Source organism: Pontibacter sp. MBLB2868 (genome assembly GCF_051904785.1).
GTDB lineage: Bacteria > Bacteroidota > Bacteroidia > Cytophagales > Hymenobacteraceae > Pontibacter.
The window spans coordinates 4,104,456-4,121,426 of sequence record NZ_CP196710.1; the positions used below are offsets into that span (position 1 = coordinate 4,104,456).

At 45.3% G+C, this 16,971-nt stretch carries 16 protein-coding genes; 12 read left to right on the forward strand and 4 right to left on the reverse strand.

Features of this window, described 5'->3' with window-relative positions; translation table 11 throughout:
* Positions 1 to 467 precede the first annotated feature (467 nt).
* Positions 468 to 911 carry a hypothetical protein gene (locus tag ACSX1A_RS17550; RefSeq protein WP_439880941.1) on the forward strand — a complete coding sequence of 148 codons (444 nt, stop codon included), beginning with the start codon at positions 468 to 470 and terminating at the stop codon, positions 909 to 911.
* A 1,238-nt stretch (positions 912 to 2,149) separates the two neighbouring features.
* Positions 2,150 to 2,890 (forward strand): DUF4476 domain-containing protein, encoded by a 741-nt coding sequence (locus tag ACSX1A_RS17555; RefSeq protein WP_439880942.1) that lies wholly within the window; start codon positions 2,150 to 2,152, stop codon positions 2,888 to 2,890.
* A gap of 122 nt (positions 2,891 to 3,012) precedes the next feature.
* On the opposite strand, the gene ACSX1A_RS17560 is transcribed toward ACSX1A_RS17555, so the two are convergent.
* Together ACSX1A_RS17560 and ACSX1A_RS17565 are read right to left on the reverse strand one after the other, a co-directional pair.
* Positions 3,013 to 3,378 carry an endonuclease domain-containing protein gene (locus tag ACSX1A_RS17560; protein WP_439880943.1) on the reverse strand — a complete coding sequence of 122 codons (366 nt, stop codon included), beginning with the start codon at positions 3,376 to 3,378 and terminating at the stop codon, positions 3,013 to 3,015.
* A gap of 317 nt (positions 3,379 to 3,695) precedes the next feature.
* Entirely contained in the window at positions 3,696 to 4,187 is a 492-nt protein-coding gene (locus tag ACSX1A_RS17565) for a DUF4293 domain-containing protein (RefSeq protein ID WP_439880944.1), read from the reverse strand.
* Positions 4,188 to 4,253: 66 nt separating this feature from the next.
* On the opposite strand from ACSX1A_RS17565, the gene ACSX1A_RS17570 reads away from it, so the two are divergent.
* From ACSX1A_RS17570 to ACSX1A_RS17600, 7 genes are all read left to right on the forward strand, one after another.
* Complete coding sequence (locus ACSX1A_RS17570; RefSeq protein ID WP_439880945.1) at positions 4,254 to 5,453, forward strand: thiolase family protein; 1,200 nt, start codon at positions 4,254 to 4,256, stop codon at positions 5,451 to 5,453.
* Positions 5,454 to 5,639: 186 nt separating this feature from the next.
* Positions 5,640 to 6,062, forward strand: a complete 423-nt coding sequence (locus ACSX1A_RS17575) for a hypothetical protein (protein ID WP_439880946.1) — start codon at positions 5,640 to 5,642, stop codon at positions 6,060 to 6,062.
* Positions 6,063 to 6,157: 95 nt separating this feature from the next.
* Positions 6,158 to 6,922: a tRNA pseudouridine(38-40) synthase TruA gene (gene truA / locus ACSX1A_RS17580; protein WP_439880947.1), complete on the forward strand. Its 765-nt coding sequence runs from the start codon at positions 6,158 to 6,160 to the stop codon at positions 6,920 to 6,922.
* Between the two features lie 4 nt (positions 6,923 to 6,926).
* Positions 6,927 to 8,210, forward strand: a complete 1,284-nt coding sequence (locus ACSX1A_RS17585) for a cystathionine gamma-synthase family protein (protein ID WP_439880948.1) — start codon at positions 6,927 to 6,929, stop codon at positions 8,208 to 8,210.
* A 243-nt stretch (positions 8,211 to 8,453) separates the two neighbouring features.
* A complete protein-coding gene (locus ACSX1A_RS17590; protein WP_439880949.1) occupies positions 8,454 to 10,223 on the forward strand; it encodes an ABC transporter ATP-binding protein in 1,770 nt (589 codons plus the stop codon).
* A complete protein-coding gene (locus ACSX1A_RS17595) occupies positions 10,220 to 10,738 on the forward strand; it encodes a GyrI-like domain-containing protein (RefSeq protein ID WP_439880950.1) in 519 nt (172 codons plus the stop codon). The genes ACSX1A_RS17590 and ACSX1A_RS17595 overlap by 4 nt, the downstream gene beginning before the upstream one ends.
* Positions 10,739 to 10,826: 88 nt before the next feature.
* Positions 10,827 to 11,444: a TetR/AcrR family transcriptional regulator gene (locus ACSX1A_RS17600; RefSeq protein ID WP_439880951.1), complete on the forward strand. Its 618-nt coding sequence runs from the start codon at positions 10,827 to 10,829 to the stop codon at positions 11,442 to 11,444.
* Between the two features lie 158 nt (positions 11,445 to 11,602).
* On the opposite strand, the gene ACSX1A_RS17605 is transcribed toward ACSX1A_RS17600, so the two are convergent.
* Both ACSX1A_RS17605 and ACSX1A_RS17610 read right to left on the reverse strand, forming a co-directional pair.
* Positions 11,603 to 12,013 (reverse strand): hypothetical protein, encoded by a 411-nt coding sequence (locus tag ACSX1A_RS17605; RefSeq protein ID WP_439880952.1) that lies wholly within the window; start codon positions 12,011 to 12,013, stop codon positions 11,603 to 11,605.
* A 137-nt stretch (positions 12,014 to 12,150) separates the two neighbouring features.
* Positions 12,151 to 13,935 carry an ABC transporter ATP-binding protein gene (locus ACSX1A_RS17610; RefSeq protein WP_439880953.1) on the reverse strand — a complete coding sequence of 595 codons (1,785 nt, stop codon included), beginning with the start codon at positions 13,933 to 13,935 and terminating at the stop codon, positions 12,151 to 12,153.
* A 152-nt stretch (positions 13,936 to 14,087) separates the two neighbouring features.
* Between ACSX1A_RS17610 and ACSX1A_RS17615 the strand changes: the two genes are divergently transcribed.
* The 3 genes from ACSX1A_RS17615 to ACSX1A_RS17625 all read left to right on the forward strand — a co-directional run bounded on the left by ACSX1A_RS17615 (position 14,088) and on the right by ACSX1A_RS17625 (position 16,968).
* Positions 14,088 to 15,185 carry a Glu/Leu/Phe/Val family dehydrogenase gene (locus ACSX1A_RS17615; RefSeq protein WP_439880954.1) on the forward strand — a complete coding sequence of 366 codons (1,098 nt, stop codon included), beginning with the start codon at positions 14,088 to 14,090 and terminating at the stop codon, positions 15,183 to 15,185.
* Positions 15,186 to 15,405: 220 nt separating this feature from the next.
* Positions 15,406 to 16,578 carry a transcription antitermination factor NusB gene (nusB, locus tag ACSX1A_RS17620; protein WP_439880955.1) on the forward strand — a complete coding sequence of 391 codons (1,173 nt, stop codon included), beginning with the start codon at positions 15,406 to 15,408 and terminating at the stop codon, positions 16,576 to 16,578.
* 84 nt (positions 16,579 to 16,662) lie between these two features.
* On the forward strand, positions 16,663 to 16,968 hold the full coding sequence (locus tag ACSX1A_RS17625) for a YtxH domain-containing protein (protein WP_439880956.1): 306 nt from the start codon (positions 16,663 to 16,665) through the stop codon (positions 16,966 to 16,968).
* The last annotated feature ends 3 nt before the right edge of the window (positions 16,969 to 16,971 follow it).

Consider the following 16,971-nt stretch of genomic DNA (forward strand, 5'->3'; position numbering starts at 1 on the left):
CCTTTTGATGTTTTTCGAGCTTCTATAATATTGTAAAGCGCTTGACTTGTCAGTTTTATTGGCAAGTAATGTTGTTTGTGGCGATAAATTATGATGTTACTTTAAGGGTAAGATCTTCCTGCTTTAATGTTCTTTATTTTATATATGTTTGTTTTATCACTAACTAAATAAAAATTTTACATGAAAAAGCAAACTTTTACCCCCCCCATTTTAATGCCACTTTGCTAAAGTTACTACTCAATAAACTGGATATGAAAACACCGTTGTCCTGTCTTTTCCTGCTCTTTTTTCTCTCATTTTCTGCTTTTGCACAAAAGTCTACTGCTGCAGACACAACGAGTAAAAGGTTTTACGCTGGTATTGAGCTTACAACTGTCGCATATTCAATTGGTGGATTAGATACAAAAGTAAGGGGGAGTATTACGCCCTACGCGCAATTAAACTTTGGTTATCGGCTAAGCAGGAGGATGAATTTACAAATAGGTGTAGGATTTGGCAGAGATAAAGAAAGTGGAGTTTCAAGCATCTACTATGGTCGCAACGATACCATTATCTACTATAACCGCAGCAGGGATAACCACGGGGTAGCGGTTCCGCTTTTGGTGCAGTATACACCCTTTAATCCGGACAGGCGGTTAAACTTTTATGTTACTGCCTCTTTAATACCAGTATTTGGCGAGGTTAATCAACATGAATCAGAAACTTTTGAAGGAGAAACAAAAGATACCTACGAAGCCCATGATTCCGGTATTTATGTGCTTGCCACCGCTGGATTAGTGCTTAACTACAAAATAAGCCAACGCTTTGAGGTCTACGGCAAAGGGAATTTATTGTATAAAGATCTGCAAGGCTATAGTTATTATGCAGAAAGAGCTAAGTCTGTGGCTGTTGGTTTAAACTATAGCTTTTAAAGAACAGGAATAAAACCCTCTGCTCCTCTGCTCTAAATCAAACTTCAGCTTTTAAACATGAAAGCGTGTGCCCTGCAATGGAGCAGAGGTGGTACCACCATAATTAAGGATTTTAAAAGTTCAGAAACACATGGTTTCGGGTATATCTATAATCTTGAATTTATTAAAGATAGTGATTCACTCCCAGCTGCAGAGGACGGTTACACAAGAATTGATGTAGATTTAAATAAAGGTGCAGGGGGTAATACATTTATCTATCTTTTACACGGGACTCGGAGAAAATTAGCAAGTATCATAAAGATTACCCAAATAGATTTTCCCCTGTCACAGATATTCGTGCGCAAGGCTATACAACGGGTTTAAGTGAATGGGTAGCAGCTCCCGAAGGTTGGTCTTACATTTATGAATATACAGGTAATTGGGCTACTCCAAGTGAGTTATTTGATTACAAAATAATTGATCTTTCTTCGGATTTTGATCTAACGGGTGGTCTTATTTCGATTGTTGCCTTAGATAAGATTAATCCTAGATCTGCAGTAATTTGTGGATTCGCGGTAGCAGGTTGTGGAGTAGCTGCAGCAGCGCTCGTTACTACAAGTGTTGCCACTGCTGGGTTAACTGGTATGGTGTTAGCTGGGGTTGGTTATTCTCTTGCAACAGCATCATTAGCTGGCTGTTTTATGTAAAATTTTTGTTTCAATATATGGATAAGTATAAGTTACTCTTTATTATTATTTGCACTATTATTGGTGCACAAGTAGGATATATCATTCTACTAAATGTTACTGGTAAGGAGTTGGTATTTATACTGCTATCAATTATTGGTTTACTATTCGCCTCTATAGCAGTATTAATAAATATGAAGAAAAAAGCTAGCAAACATTAACCTCGGCCGGCACCGTTATCATTGAAGAATCTATGTACTAAGGTATGATTCAATGATAAAGTTGTTTAGGACGTGCAAATAGGCAATACCCAAACGATTTTAACAATAGAGAAATAAGCCCAAAGTAAAAAACAAAAAGGGTTAATAATAGCTGTCTATTGTATAGTCACATAGCCGCAGGTGTATCATCTGCGGCTTTTTTTTGTGTAAAATTAATAATTCATAAAGGTGTGCTAGCTAATAAATGCTATTAGGTAAAAAACTGTATCGTACAAACTCAGTCTCATAGCCAAAGTATAATCCTGGCACAATAATTGGCTTAGCGGAAGTATAAGCAAAAACCTATACTTCGATGAAAAAGCTTCTACTTCCGCTCTTGCTTGTGCTGCTGGCTGTGCCGGTGTTTGCACAAGCCTCTGTCTTAACCTTCACCGCCGAGCGTGGCGAGGTGTTCCATATTCAGCTAGACGACAGAACCGTTAACCACACCGCTTCTAACTTTGTGCGCATTGCGCCGGTGAGGCCGGGCAAGCATTATGTGGAGGTGAGGGTGAGAACACGCCATGGAGTATACACAATGGGGCAACGCATTGTAGTGCCCAATGGGGTAGAGGCTAACTATGCCGTACGCACCGTAGGCAGAAGCGGTAAAGCTTACCTGCGCCTGATCAGCGAAGTGCCCTTAGCGCCTCCGGTACCAAGACCACTGCCCCGCTACCCGGACCGCTATGACGACCACGATCGCGATCACCGCTACGAGCCCGTGCCACCACGCTACGACGATCGCTACAGAGGCGATTGCCGTAACCTGATGACAGGCCACGAAGTGGATCGCCTGATACAGACCATGCACAGCCGAGACTTCGAGAGCACCAAATTAAGTATTGCCCGCGATGCGATGCGCAGCGGAAGTATACTTGCCGAAGACCTGAAGCGCGTACTGCAGCAGTTTGATTTTGAAACCACACGCGTAGAGTTTGCCAAATACGCCTACGACTATCTCTGCGACAAAGAACACTTCTACTACATCTACGACCTCTTCAAGTTCGACAGCAGTGTGCAGGAACTGGAGCGGTATAGTGGCAGGAGGTGAGGAGAGTTCTACTAATGATTGACCCACCCCTAGCCCCTCCAGGGAGGGGAGTTTTAGTTGTACACGATTAAATTTTGTACGATGTTCCCCTCCTCGGAGGGGCTAGGGGTGGGTTCTTAGATCTACTGATGTTTAAGTACCCACCCTTCAATTTCCCGAAGTACGTTTGATATATCTCGTTTTACAGCAGCATCATCAAACTTTAGAAACCTAACACCAAGCTTTTCTAGTTCAGCCTGTCTGGCACAGTCTTCCTCATACTTATAGTCATGACTGTCACCATCCACTTCAATAGCAAGCATCAACTCCTTACAGTAGAAGTCAACAATGTAATTACTCAGGGGCTTTTGCCTATCAAAGTCTAAGCCGAGCAACTTCTTACCTTTGAGCTCATTCCAGAGCAGAGTTTCTGATAGAGTACTATTTTGGCGAAGTTGCCTGGCTAGCTCTTTCAGGTATGGTTTATAAGGGATTATAGTTCGTTTCATGGGTGCATGATTGACCCACCCCTAACCCCTCCGAGGAGGGGAATCGTTCCTGGTATTTGAAATAAAGATGCAGCAAGGTGGCGTAAAATAAAGATGTTATTATGTGAATTCGTCTGCACTTGAATCCACAACTAGTATTTAGTCTTCATCAAAGTGTAATGGTACGAAATTCCCCTCCTTGGAGGGGTTAGGGGTGGGTTTTACAACTGCGAGCCTGTCTAAAACTAAAGAAGCCGCTTCCGGAATTATCCGAAAGCGGCTTCTTTGTCATATGAGTTGTAAGTATAATCACCCATCCACTCATTCAAATTTCATAACTACCTCAGCCTGTCCACAGACCTTACCAGGTCCTCATCCCGTTTGATGAAACGGTTGGCCAGGGCGTTAAGTAGCAGTGCCAGCATCGGCATATAGAAACCAGCCTGATACGCACCGTTGTTATCAGCCTTAACTAATTCTGCACCAACATAGGCAGCGTAGTAAAAAGATGTTCCCAGCAGCGCAGCAATGATCAGCGTGTTCAGCAAGCCAAGCTTCATTTGGTTCAGGCGCTTTTTATATTGGAAAATCTCGAAAAATGCGACCACGGCTGCGGTAATAGCCAGTAATCCGATGGCAAAAGTATTTTCCTGCGGAATGGTGCCAGGCGCTATATTTTCTTCTGTTGCGTATGATTTAATGTTCCAGGCTGTTAGTACAACTTCCTCACCGGTGGTAGCATCAGTCTTAGACCAAAGCGGTAAAAACAGCATAGCTACCATAGCCAGCACCAGCAGGAACAGAAATACGGATTGAATTCTTTGTATCATGAAGCGGTTAATTTAACTTGCAATGAGATGCAAAATTAGACAAAGACCTGTAAAACCAAAACATAGATGTACGCAGCATACATAATTGATATAATTAGAACGCCGGTTGGCAAGTTTGGCGGTACCCTTAGCTCGGTTCGCCCAGATGATATGGCGGCCCTTGTTATGAAGGAAATAGTGGCCCGTAATCCTAACCTAGACCCTGCACTTATCGAAGATGTGGTGATGGGGGCAGCAAACCAGGCTGGCGAGGATAACCGGAATGTGGCGCGTATGGCGCTGTTGCTGGCGGGGCTTCCGCAGGAGATTGGTGGCGTTACCGTAAACCGCCTTTGCGCTTCTGGTCTGCAATCCATTATAGATGCGTCCCGGGCAATTAGTGCCGGAGACGGAGAAGTATACCTGGCGGGTGGTGTGGAAAGTATGACACGCGCCCCATTTGTGATGGCGAAAGCTGAAACAGCTTACTCCCGTACTCCGGAGATTTATGATACTACCATTGGCTGGCGCTTTACTAACGATAAGCTTTCGAAGCTGCACTACCCGTTTGCCATGGGCGAGACAGCCGAGAACGTAGCAGACAGGTACAACATTTCACGTGAAACCCAGGACGAGTTTGCCCATAGCTCACAACTGAAGTATAAAGCTGCTGCCGAGGCCGGTAAATTCAAAGATGAGATCGTGCCGGTGCATATTCCGCAACGAAAGGGTGAGGATATCGTGTTCGACACGGACGAGCATCCGCGCCTTTCTTCAGAAGAGAAGCTGGCAAGCCTGAACCCGGCGTTTAAAAAAGGAGGTTCGGTAACGGCAGGTAACTCCTCGGGTATAAATGATGGCGCTGCGGTGTCTATCGTGGTAAGCGAAGAGTTTGTAAAGCGCTATAACTTAACACCAATGGCGCGCGTGGTTTCTGCTGCCGTTGCTGGCGTAGATCCTGCACACATGGGTATCGGTCCGGTTCCGGCTACACACAAAGCACTAAAACGCGCCGGTTTAAGTATAAACGACCTCGACCTGATCGAACTGAACGAAGCATTTGCGTCGCAGGCAGTGGCATGTATGAATGAGCTTGGCCTGGACCCGTCAAAAGTAAATGTAAATGGTGGGTCTATAGCCATCGGGCATCCTCTTGGAGCTAGTGGTACCAGAATATCCGCTACACTGCTTCATGAAATGAAACGCCGTGAAAACGTAAAGTATGGTTTAGCTACCATGTGCGTAGGTGTAGGGCAGGGTGTAGCCGTTATTTACGAAAAACTGTAATACCCCAGCGCCTGTTGTGCGGGGCTCTCTAGGGCACTCCTCTTAAAAATAAGAATTAAAAGTCCGCTCTTTAGCCAGAGTGGACTTTTTTGCTTTTTAAGGTGGTGTAATAACTATAATTAATTTCGCTATATAGTTTTTGGCACCCACTTTGCATTACCATGCCTGAACCTAAAGAACAAGCATATGAAAAAGTTACTCACAATCGCCTTAATGTTGTCTTTTGCCTTTGCAGGTCAGACTGCATTCGCAGATGGCCACGGACATGGTAACGGTAATGGCAAAGGGAAAGCCAAGGGTAAACCATCTTTTGTTGATAAAAAGCATCGTGCTCATGAGGAGTGGAAGCGGGAGAAAGAGTACGAGAAAGAATATAAGAAGCGCTACAAAAAGCACGACAAAGATGATGATCGTGATGATGATGTATGGAGCCGGCGCAGAGAGGATGAAAGAAGACGTGATGACGACAGGAGAAGAGAGGATGACCGCTGGGAGAGAAGCCGTGAAGAACAGCGCCGCAGAGAAGATAGCCGCCGTAGAACTGAAAACCGTTCTGTGGGGCAAGTTATCTTGGATGGTGTTCGTAACGGACAGGCAGGTTCTAATTAATATAAAGGAACTGGCTTAAAGCTTAAAATATAAAAGCTGTTTGAATCCCTGCACAGGTACTAAGCCTGTGCAGGGATTTTTTATACCTTTGCCACATGCGGTACTTTTTAGAGATAGCTTACGACGGAACCCGTTTTCACGGCTGGCAGGTGCAGCCAAACGCCCTCACGGTGCAGGAGGTTTTGGAAGATTCCCTAAGTAAGATGCTACGTGAGCCGATAAGTACCACAGGCAGTGGCCGCACCGATACAGGCGTGCATGCCAGCCAGCAGTTCGTACATTTCGATACAGAACAGCTTCTGGACCCACAGCATGTTGTTTTCAGGTTAAACCGCATCCTGCCAAATGATATTGCCGCTCTTAATTTATACTTAGTAACTGATGAGGCCCATGCCCGCTACGATGCCTTTGCCCGCACATATCACTACCACATCACCCTCCGCAAAGATCCTTTTAAAAGATACCATGCCTGGTACCACAGCCGTCCGCTGGATATAGCAAAGATGAATGAGGCGGCGGCCATACTGCTGAAGTATGAGGATTTTACTACCTTCAGCAAAGTAAAAGGCGATACCAAACATTATCGCTGCGAAATGTACGAAGCCACCTGGAAGCAGGAAGGGGAGGAGCTTCTATTCACTATCAGTGCCAACAGGTTTTTGCGGGGTATGGTGCGTTTGGTGGTAGGCACGCTGGTAGATGTAGGCCGTGGGAAATTATCGGTGCAGGAATTTGAGAAGATCATAGCCAGCCAGGATAGGAGCAGGTCAAGTGCCGCAGCTCCTTCAGAAGGTTTGTTCCTGGCTAAGGTAGAGTACCCGGAGAACATATTTCAGAAAATCACCCAAACAAAAATATAAAACTATGCAACTGGAAGAAGACCATCTTGGGCCGCATTTAAACGGTAAACACGTGCGGCCTGAAAGTTTAATGATGAGTTACGGGTATAACCCGGAATGGTCAGAAATGGCAGTAAAAGCTCCCATCTATCAAACGTCCACCTTTGTTTTTAAGAACGCTGAAGAGGGCAAAGCCTTTTTTGAGTTGGCTTATGGCCTGCGCGAGAAAGATGCTGAGGAACAGTTGGGCTTGATCTATAGCCGCCTCAATAACCCCGACCTGGAAATACTTGAGAACAGACTGCGTGTTTGGGACGGCGCCGAAGATGCAGCCGTATTCGCCAGCGGTATGGCAGCCATCAGCACAACTCTTCTGGCACTTCTTAAACCGGGCGATGTAATCCTACACAGCGAACCGATCTACGGGGGCTCCGACTACTACATCAAAAACATTCTTCCAAAGTTCGGCATCCAGAGTATCGGCTTCCAGGCAAGCGCTACTTCTGAAGAGGTGTCGCAGTTACTGAAAAACTCAGGTGTGGCGGATAAACTGGCGATGATCTACATTGAGACGCCAGCCAACCCAACCAACCACCTGGTAGACATCGAAGCTTGTGTAGCGCTTGCAAAAGAGCACTCTACAGAAGAGCGAAAAGCAGTGGTAGCCGTAGATAACACCTTTTTAGGACCTGTTTTCTCGCACCCGCTCAAACATGGCGCTGACCTGGTTTTGTACTCTGCTACAAAATACATCGGAGGTCACTCTGACCTGATAGCCGGTGCCTGCGTTGGTTCTGCAGCCCTAATGAAAGCAGTAAAAGGCATGCGCACCTTTACCGGCTCCATGGCCAGCCCCTGGACGGGATGGATGCTCATGCGAAGCCTGGAAACGCTCAAGATACGTATGGAAGCCCAAAGCAGGGGTGCTGAAGAGGTAGCTGCTTACCTAAAACAACATCCCAAAGTTGAGAAGATCTATTACCTTGGCGACCTGCAGGATAACCCGCAGCAGCAGGCAATCTATGACAAGCAGTGTACCGCAGCCGGTTCTATGATTTCTTTTGACCTGAAAGGCGGTGAAAAAGAAGCCTTCAGGTTTTTGAATAGCCTCAGATTGATAAAGTTAGCAGTGAGTTTGGGTGGCACAGAATCTCTGGCAGAGCACCCTGCCTCTATGACCCACTCCGATATTTGCCTGGCAGACAGAGCCAAAATGGGTATCGGCGAAGGTATGGTCAGAATATCGGTAGGGGTAGAACACCCTGAAGATATTATTTCAGATATTGAGCAGGCGCTGGAAAGAGTATAAGTTTATAAATTTGATAATTTAAAGAGGCTGGAGCTGTTTATGGTTTCAGCCTCTTGTTTTTTAGCCGCTCAGGTTTTCTTACATATTTGCAGTAACAAAAAGAATCCTACCCCTCTCCGTTAATCCTGAAAATTCCTGAACCAAAACTATTAACTTTACAACCGGTTAAGCATAGGCGTACGTACAGAAGAGACTGTTTCGTTTAGTAATTACATCTTTGCCACCTAAATCTAGATATCCACGTTGGAAGACAAACCAAAAAATACAGGTAAAGTATTCGATTCAGACGTACTGAAACGGCTATTCACGTTTGTGAAGCCCTACGTGCGGATCTTTTACTTTATCATTTTCCTGACCTTTGCATCGGCTATACTTGCCGCACTGCGCCCCTTCCTGATACAGTATACTGTAGACCACGAAATTCTGCAGAACGACTGGGAAGGACTGAACAAGATGTTCGTGATACTGGGCGTGCTGCTGGTAGTGCATGCCATTGTGCAGTACCTGCATACCTACTTTGCCGGTTGGCTGGGGCAGCATGTGGTCCGTGATATCCGCATCAAACTTTACCGTCATATTCTCGACCTGCGCTTAAAGTTTTTTGACAGAACCCCGATCGGAACGCTGGTAACGCGCAATGTATCGGATGTGGAAACGCTATCGGATGTATTCAGCGAAGGGCTGGCCGCCATGATAGGGGATATACTGCAGTTGGTGTTCATTGTGGGCTTCATGTTTTACATTGACTGGGAGCTGGCGCTGGTGAGCCTTTCCACTTTCCCGATCATGCTGATCAGCACTTACATCTTTAAAGAAAAGATAAAAGATACGTTTCAGGAGGTACGAACGGCAGTAGCGAGGCTGAACTCATTTGTTCAGGAACACATTACAGGCATGAGCATCGTGCAGATCTTCAATAATGAAGAGCGCGAAATGCAGAAATTCAAGGATATCAATAAAGAGCACACCCGCGCCAATGTGCGGTCTGTTTTATACTACTCCATCTACTTTCCGGTAGCGGAGATAATAGGCGCGGCAGGCTTAGGTTTGCTGGTTTGGTATGGTGCGCATGGAGTGATAGACGATGAAACATCGTTAGGAACTCTGATGGCCTTTATACTTTATATTCAGATGTTCTTCCGGCCTATACGCATGATCGCTGACCGGTTTAATACACTGCAGCTGGGAGTGGTTAGCACGGAGCGTTTAATGCGCCTGCTCGATAGCAAAGAGATGATAGCCGACAACGGAACCTATGCCCCTGAAAAAATTAAAGGCAATGTACGCTTCGAAAACGTGTGGTTTGCTTACAACGATGAGGAGTGGGTGCTGCGCGATATTTCATTTGATGTGAAAGCCGGTGAAACAGTAGCATTTGTGGGGGCGACAGGTGCCGGCAAAACATCTGTGATCAACCTGCTAAACCGCTTTTACGAAATTAATAAGGGTCATATCATCGTTGACGGGCATGATTTGAAAGAGTATGACCTGAGCGTGTTGCGCCACCACATCGGGGTAGTATTACAGGATGTATTCCTTTTCTCCGGTACTATAGCCGATAACATCAGCCTGGGCAACAAAAATATTACGGAAGAGCAGATGTGGGAGGCCGCTGACCTGGTGGGGGCTCGCAAATTTATAGAGCGTTTGCCGGGTGGTTTGCACTATAAGGTGATGGAGCGTGGAGCCACCCTTTCGGTAGGGCAGCGCCAGCTGATTTCTTTTGTGCGTGCCATGGTATACAACCCTGAAGTTATCATACTTGATGAGGCAACCTCCAGTGTTGACTCCGAAACCGAAGAATTAATACAGTACGCAATAGACCAGTTAATGCATGGCCGCACGTCCATTGTGATTGCACACAGGCTGTCTACTATTCAGAAAGCAGATAAGATCATCGTGCTGGATAGGGGGGAGCTTAAGGAGATGGGCAATCATGAAGAGTTGCTGGAGCACAACGGTTACTATGCGCAACTGTATCATATGCAGTACAAGAACATGATCGATTTATGAAAAAACTCTTCTACGTAATGGCCGGTCTGGCCATCATTCTACTGGTGCTTTATACATACATTGGTGGTTTTACAGCACCTGAGGTTACCGTAAAAACTTCTGATACCATGTATGTGGCAGGGCAGCCTTTTGAAGGCTCCGTGGACGACGAAGCTATGGGGCAGGCTTTTCAGCGTGCCGCAGAAGTGCTGAAGAACAAGGAGCTGGAAGGCATGCTGGGCAACATTTATTACAATGATCCGGACAAAAGCGGGGATAGCCTTAGAGCCTTTATAGGAGTTATCGTGCCAGACGCCGGTGTTACGTTGCCTGCCGGTTATACTTTGCGTACTGTGCCAGGCGGAAAAAAAGTAGTACATGTAGAGGTAGATGCAAATGTGGTGCTATCACCAAGAAAACTTTATGCTGCTGCTTTTGACTATGCCAAGGAAGAGAAACTGAAGCTGGAAGACTTTTATGTGGAGTGGTTTCCGACAGATGACAAGGGTATGCTGGAGGTGCCTTTGCAGCAGTAAGCAGCTATACTTGTAAGTATAAAATTATACTCTATATTTGAGTAAGGGCGCTCATTCTCTCCGCCCCAAAAACTATACACTAAATATTTTGGGTAAGAAAGCAGAGGCTAAAAAAGAGCTGATACTGGAAGCTGCAAAGTCAGTTTTCGGGAGGTTAGGTTACAGCAAAGCCACCCTCGATGATATTGCGCATGCTATTGGTTTAAAAAAGCCGACGCTCTACTATTACTACAAAAGCAAGGAGGTACTTTTTATTGAGGCCTTTTCGCAGGAGTGGAAGGAGAGCCTTTCTCGCATCAAGCATATAGCTGAGCAGGAGCCCAATCCTCATGAGCGCCTGCTGCTGTACATCCGGTCTTCGTTGCGCTACTACCAGGAAATTGTAACTCAGCACACTATCTCTATTAAAGTACTGATCGAAACACGTACCCTTTTTCAGGAGCTTTTTCGTGAGTCCAGGGCCAAAGAAGCCAATTACTATGCAGCTGTTTTAAAAGAAGGCATAGCGAACGGTACGTTTAAATCCTGCGAAGCCGAGCGTGTAGGATACTCAATTATGGTTGTGAAGGACCTTATCCAGTTCGACGAGTTTCAGCGTGCAGATTTTCATAAACTCCCTTCCATTGATTTTGAAAAAATAGAGCAGGATGTACTGTTCACGGTAAATCTTATCTTAAACGGAATCGCATATAAGTTGCCGCAGTAGCAATTTTATGTTCGGTCGGGCAAAGCTGTAGCAAGTGTGGTTTAAGTGAGGCACACGTAAAAAATGCATTGGTTTTTATGAAACCAATGCTCGGTCCGGCTAATATCAAACACAAATGTTTTGTTGCGCTACTGCTGTGCTGGAAAACTCAGTCAGTATCAAAGAGTGGATTTATACTGGTCTAATTTAGCTTTCAAAGCCTCGACATCGGGGTGATGCCCTTTGGCGACTTCTGCTGCATCCAGTTCCAGGAGCATGTCCTGCATCTGCTTTAGATAAGCGGTCTTCTCTTTTTTGAGGCAGCCCTTGTGATGGTCATCGCAGGACCCATCTCCGTTCATAGGCTTAAACATGCTGCCTTCTCCGTAAATGAGCCACTGGGGGTTCAGTTCTTTAAAGTTCTTCACAATCGCCACAAGGTCATCAAGTAAGTAATTCTGACCTGAAATTATGCTTGCCAGGGTGGTTTCATCACTACCGGTCATGGCCTTAAGTTGCTCCATGTCCAGTTCTTTTAGGTTGGTGTAAAACCTGAATCTTTTACCGATTTGCTGTAAGTCGATGGCCATAAACAGAAAAAATTTGGGTTGTAAAATTTGCTATACGTTGGTATAACAGAATCTGTACTAAAAAAGTCCCACATTCTGTAAATGAGGTTACCGGGCACCTTACATCTGGGCTTACAACGAGCTAAAAAACAGAAACGCTACTCCGTATCTTCAGACTGAAGCTGACGCTCGTAAAGCACCTTGTAAAGCCCATCCTGGTTTATCAGTTCCTCATGCGTGCCGTGCTGTACAATCTCACCATCATCCAGCACCAGTATCCTGTCGGCAAGCTTTACAGAAGAAACCCTGTGCGAGATGATAATAGAAGTGCGGTTGTCCATGATGCGGCGCAGGCTGTTCAGAATGGCGTTCTCTGTTTTAGTATCCACCGCTGACAGAGAGTCATCGAGGATGAGTATGCGTGGCTCCCGCACCAGCGCCCGGGCAATAGATACGCGCTGTTTCTGTCCACCCGATAGAGTAATGCCCCGCTCCCCAAGCTTGGTCTCAAACTTATCCGGGAAGCGAACAATGTTCTCATAAACGTCGGCATCCTTGGTAGACTGCACCATCTGCTCCTCGGTTATACTTGGCAGGCCAAACCCGATGTTATTACTGATGGTATCAGAGAAAAGGAATACGTCCTGCGGCACATATCCAATCTGGCTACGCAGGCTTTTCAGGTTATAGTCGCGCACATCCACCCCGTCTATCAGAATGCGGCCACCGCTCACATCATACATTCGTGGCAGCAGGTTGGCAATAGTGCTTTTGCCTGATCCGGTATTACCGATAATAGCCAGTGTTTCGCCATGCTTTATATCAAACGATACATGCCGAAGCGCATGGATGTTGGTATCGGGGTAAATGAAGTCAACGTTCTCGAAACGGATGTCGCCTGTGATGTCTTTGCTGATGTTTTCGCGGGTAACAATGTCGTTCTTGGTATGCAGAAACTCGTTGATGCGCTCCTGCGATGCTGCGGCACGTTGTACCAGGCTGGCTGTCCAGCCCAGCGAGGTAACAGGCCAGGTAAGCATGTTCACGTAAATAATAAACTCAGCAATGTTACCTGTTGTGATGCTGCCGTTTATCACCTCCTGGCCGCCAATGTATATTGTAATAATGGTGCTAAGACCTACCAAGAACAGCACGAGCGGGAAAAACAGGGAATTGACAAAGTTTAGCTCCAGCGATTTGTCTTTATAAGTGTTACTGGCTGTCGTAAAATTATTGTGTGAGTCATCTTCCCGCACAAAAGACTTGATAACACGAATACCGGAGAAAGCCTCCTGCACAAAAGTGGTAATGCCGGAGAGGCTGCGTTGTATCTCATCGGACTTGCGCTGGATAATGTTATTCACATAGTAAATGCTCACGGCCAGGACTGGCAGCGGGATCAGGGTATACATTGTCAGCTTCACATTAACAGACAGCATATACGGGATCACCATCAGGAAAAGCACCACCAGGTTTATGCCGTACATAATGGCCGGGCCAACATACATCCGCACACGGCTCACATCTTCAGAGATGCGCGACATCAGGTCACCGGTGTTGTTTTTGCGGTAAAAGCTAAGGGGCAGGCTCTGGTAATGCTCGTATATTTCGTTCTTAAGGTCGTTCTCTATCAGGCGGCTCATCACAATGATCGTCTGGCGCACAAAAAACAGGAAAACACCGCGCAGCAAGGCCATAACCAGTATCACGACACCATAAACCAATATGCTTTTGGCAAATATGTCATAAACAGTTTCCTGTTGCTCCAGCCCTTTATAGAGGCCATGCAGGTTTATTCCTTCCTTTATCAGGTTAAAGGCATGGCGTACTACCTGGGCTGGCAGTATCTGGAAAAAGTTGGAGATAATAGTAAATACAATACCCCAGAGGAGCCTGTACTTATACTTGAGTAAATATTTATTTAGGTAGCTTAATGATTTCACAGCAATAGATTAAGTACTCAGGGGCTTTTACGTTGACTTTCAAAGTACAAATTGAATTAATCAAAAAAAGAATTAATTTTGTGGCGCGAAACGGGGTGGCACAACTTGCCTCTTTTACGCAAAGATAGAATAACCCTTAATCAATTACCTAAATGGTCGAATTAAAAGAAGTAGAACTGAAGGACAAGTCAGTCTTCGGTCAGATTTCAGAATACAATCATGAGAAAGTTGTTTTCTGTCATGACCAGGAAACAGGCTTGAAAGCTATCATCGGTATCCACAATACGGTGCTTGGCCCAGCTTTGGGTGGTACGCGCATGTGGTCTTATGCTTCTGAGGCAGAGGCGCTTGATGATGTGTTGCGTCTTTCCAGAGGGATGACTTATAAGGCTGCAATCTCAGGTTTGAATCTTGGTGGTGGTAAAGCCGTTATCATTGGGGATGCTAAAAAAGACAAGAATGAGGCTTTGCTTCGTAAGTTCGGCCGGTTTATCAAGAACCTGAACGGTGCTTATATCACGGCAGAAGACGTGGGGATGACTACAAAGGATATGGAGTATATTCACATGGAAACTGAGCACGTAGCTGGTTTACCTGAATCTATGGGCGGTAGCGGAGACCCTTCTCCGGTAACGGCTTATGGTACTTACATGGGTATGAAAGCTGCTGCTAAGAAAGCATTTGGTTCTGATTCCCTTGAAGGCAAAAAAGTTTCTGTACAGGGTGTTGGCCATGTAGGCGGTTACCTGGTAGAGCTATTAGCGAAAGAAAATGCTCAGATCTTTATCACTGACATCTACGAAGATCGTCTGCGTGAAGTATCCGAAAAATATAACGCCAAAGTAGTAAGCATGGATGAGATCTATGATCTTGATGTAGATATCTACTCTCCTTGCGCACTAGGCGGAACTATCAACGATAACACACTTGGCCGCTTAAAATGCCAGGTAATTGCAGGTTGCGCCAACAACCAGTTGCGCGATGAAAAGATTCACGGGCCAGCGCTGATCGAAAAGGGTATTGTATACGCACCGGACTTCCTGATCAATGCAGGTGGTTTGATAAACGTTTACTCTGAACTGATCGGGTACAACCGCGAAAGTGCTTACGCACAAACAGAGCGTATTTACGGCTATACCCTGGATATCTTTGAACTTGCTGAGAAAGAAGGCATCCATAACCAGGCTGCAGCCATGAAGATGGCCGAAAAGAGAATTCAGAGCATCGGCAAAGTTCGCTCTACTTTTTAAGTACTGAACTTGAAACATATAGTGTTGAAGACAAAAGTGCTGCATTAACCTGTAGCACTTTTGCTTTACACACAACAACACTAAAAGGAACTATAAGCAGTCTGCTTTGCATTCTTTCTTATAGTTTAAGTAATGTGCTCTGAAGAGTACAGCAAAGATTACATGTGCTCAGGCACAGACTATAGAATTACATTAATAATACGTTCTTTACTTTAATATTATGCTCAACCGCAGAACACTACGAATCAAGGCAATGCAAGCTATTTATGCCTATCAGCAGGCCGAAGGTTCCGATTATCTGCTGGCGCTAGACCAGATAAGCGATGATTTCGCCCCAGACCTGAACTCTATGGAGGTGCAGGACAAGAAATTGCTTGAAGGGAAAAAGCAGATCGCACAAATCCTTTTTAAGGAGTGGTACGAAACGCGCCAGTTCGAAACAGAGGAAACAGATAAAGAAATAATCGATGCGGTAAACAGAGCCATCGTTTATTACAACAATATTATAAAGAAAGATTATAAGCACTACAGCAGCCTGATGCTGAGTGCTGTGGAGCGTATATATGACCACTACCTGGGCACCCTGCAGATCCTGGAAGTGCTCGTAAGCCTGATAGAGGAAGAGGAGGAGAAAAAAGAGAAACGTTACACGGCTGCCACAGGCCCGGATGTGAAGAGTTTCCTGCGTAACCGCGTTGTACACCGACTGCTTAACAACGAGTCTTACAAACAACATATCATTCGCCGCAATATTAGCTGGGGCTCTGATATCAGTGAGATACGTGCCGTGTACAGAAACATATTGAAGCAGGACGAAGCCTTTCTGGCCTACCTGGCAACACCTGATCCTACCCTGGAGCAGGACGCGGAGATAGTGAAACATATTTTCAAAAACATTATCTTTAAAGAAAAAAACTTACAATCTTTGTTTGAAGAGCAGGATCTGAACTGGATAGAAAATAAAACTATCGTAAAGAGCCTTGTTAATAAGACAATAAAGATCTTCAGCGAGGAGACAGATGAAGAGCCGGTGCTGCTGGACCTGTCGGCTAACTGGGAAGATGATAAAGCCTTTTTTGAGGAACTTTACCACCAGACGCTACAAGAAGATGAAAAGTATGAGGCGATGATAGCTGCCAGTGTGAAGAACTGGGATGTAGAACGCGTAGCCCTTCTCGACAAGATCATACTTAAGATGGCACTTTGTGAAATGCACATCTTCCGAAGCATTCCTGTTAAAGTTACCATCAACGAGTACATCGAGATCTCAAAACTTTATAGCACGCCGAAAAGTAAGCAGTTCGTTAATGGTGTGCTCGATAAAATGGCGCAAGAGCTTACAAGCAAAGGAGAGATTCGCAAGTCAGGCCGTGGCTTGATCGATAACAAATAAGCCGGAAGCACCTGCATTAGCCAATAGATTGAATTAGCCGTAGTAAGGAGAAATTTTGTCCCTATATACAAGAATATATAAACGATGAGTAAGAAGACAAGCAACTTATTAGTCTTTATGTCAGGCGCTGCTGTGGGTGCTGCCTTTGGCATTCTGTTCGCCCCGGAAAAAGGAAGAGAAACGCGTAGCTGGCTTAGCTATCGCCTGGAAAGATACCGCGATACACTCTCTGACCTGTTGGAGCAATTAGTTGCCAAAGGAGATAACCTGCCTTCAAGCGCCAAGTCTGAAGGACAGCGCGTTATACAAGATGCAAAAGATAAAGCAGAAAAGCTTTTAGGTGATGTAGACTCACTTATAAACGAAATTAATAGCCGGAAAGAACTATAAAGT

What these genes read in the sequence shown, in the direction of transcription:
- ACSX1A_RS17550 (WP_439880941.1), top strand. Translation starts at nt 468, where the DNA reads ATGAATTTACAAATAGGTGTAGGATTTGGCAGAGATAAAGAAAGTGGA.
- ACSX1A_RS17555 (WP_439880942.1), top strand. Translation starts at nt 2,150, where the DNA reads ATGAAAAAGCTTCTACTTCCGCTCTTGCTTGTGCTGCTGGCTGTGCCG.
- ACSX1A_RS17560 (WP_439880943.1), bottom strand. Translation starts at nt 3,378, where the DNA reads ATGAAACGAACTATAATCCCTTATAAACCATACCTGAAAGAGCTAGCC.
- ACSX1A_RS17565 (WP_439880944.1), bottom strand. Translation starts at nt 4,187, where the DNA reads ATGATACAAAGAATTCAATCCGTATTTCTGTTCCTGCTGGTGCTGGCT.
- ACSX1A_RS17570 (WP_439880945.1), top strand. Translation starts at nt 4,254, where the DNA reads ATGTACGCAGCATACATAATTGATATAATTAGAACGCCGGTTGGCAAG.
- ACSX1A_RS17575 (WP_439880946.1), top strand. Translation starts at nt 5,640, where the DNA reads ATGAAAAAGTTACTCACAATCGCCTTAATGTTGTCTTTTGCCTTTGCA.
- truA (WP_439880947.1), top strand. Translation starts at nt 6,158, where the DNA reads ATGCGGTACTTTTTAGAGATAGCTTACGACGGAACCCGTTTTCACGGC.
- ACSX1A_RS17585 (WP_439880948.1), top strand. Translation starts at nt 6,927, where the DNA reads ATGCAACTGGAAGAAGACCATCTTGGGCCGCATTTAAACGGTAAACAC.
- ACSX1A_RS17595 (WP_439880950.1), top strand. Translation starts at nt 10,220, where the DNA reads ATGAAAAAACTCTTCTACGTAATGGCCGGTCTGGCCATCATTCTACTG.
- ACSX1A_RS17605 (WP_439880952.1), bottom strand. Translation starts at nt 12,013, where the DNA reads ATGGCCATCGACTTACAGCAAATCGGTAAAAGATTCAGGTTTTACACC.
- ACSX1A_RS17615 (WP_439880954.1), top strand. Translation starts at nt 14,088, where the DNA reads ATGGTCGAATTAAAAGAAGTAGAACTGAAGGACAAGTCAGTCTTCGGT.
- nusB (WP_439880955.1), top strand. Translation starts at nt 15,406, where the DNA reads ATGCTCAACCGCAGAACACTACGAATCAAGGCAATGCAAGCTATTTAT.
- ACSX1A_RS17625 (WP_439880956.1), top strand. Translation starts at nt 16,663, where the DNA reads ATGAGTAAGAAGACAAGCAACTTATTAGTCTTTATGTCAGGCGCTGCT.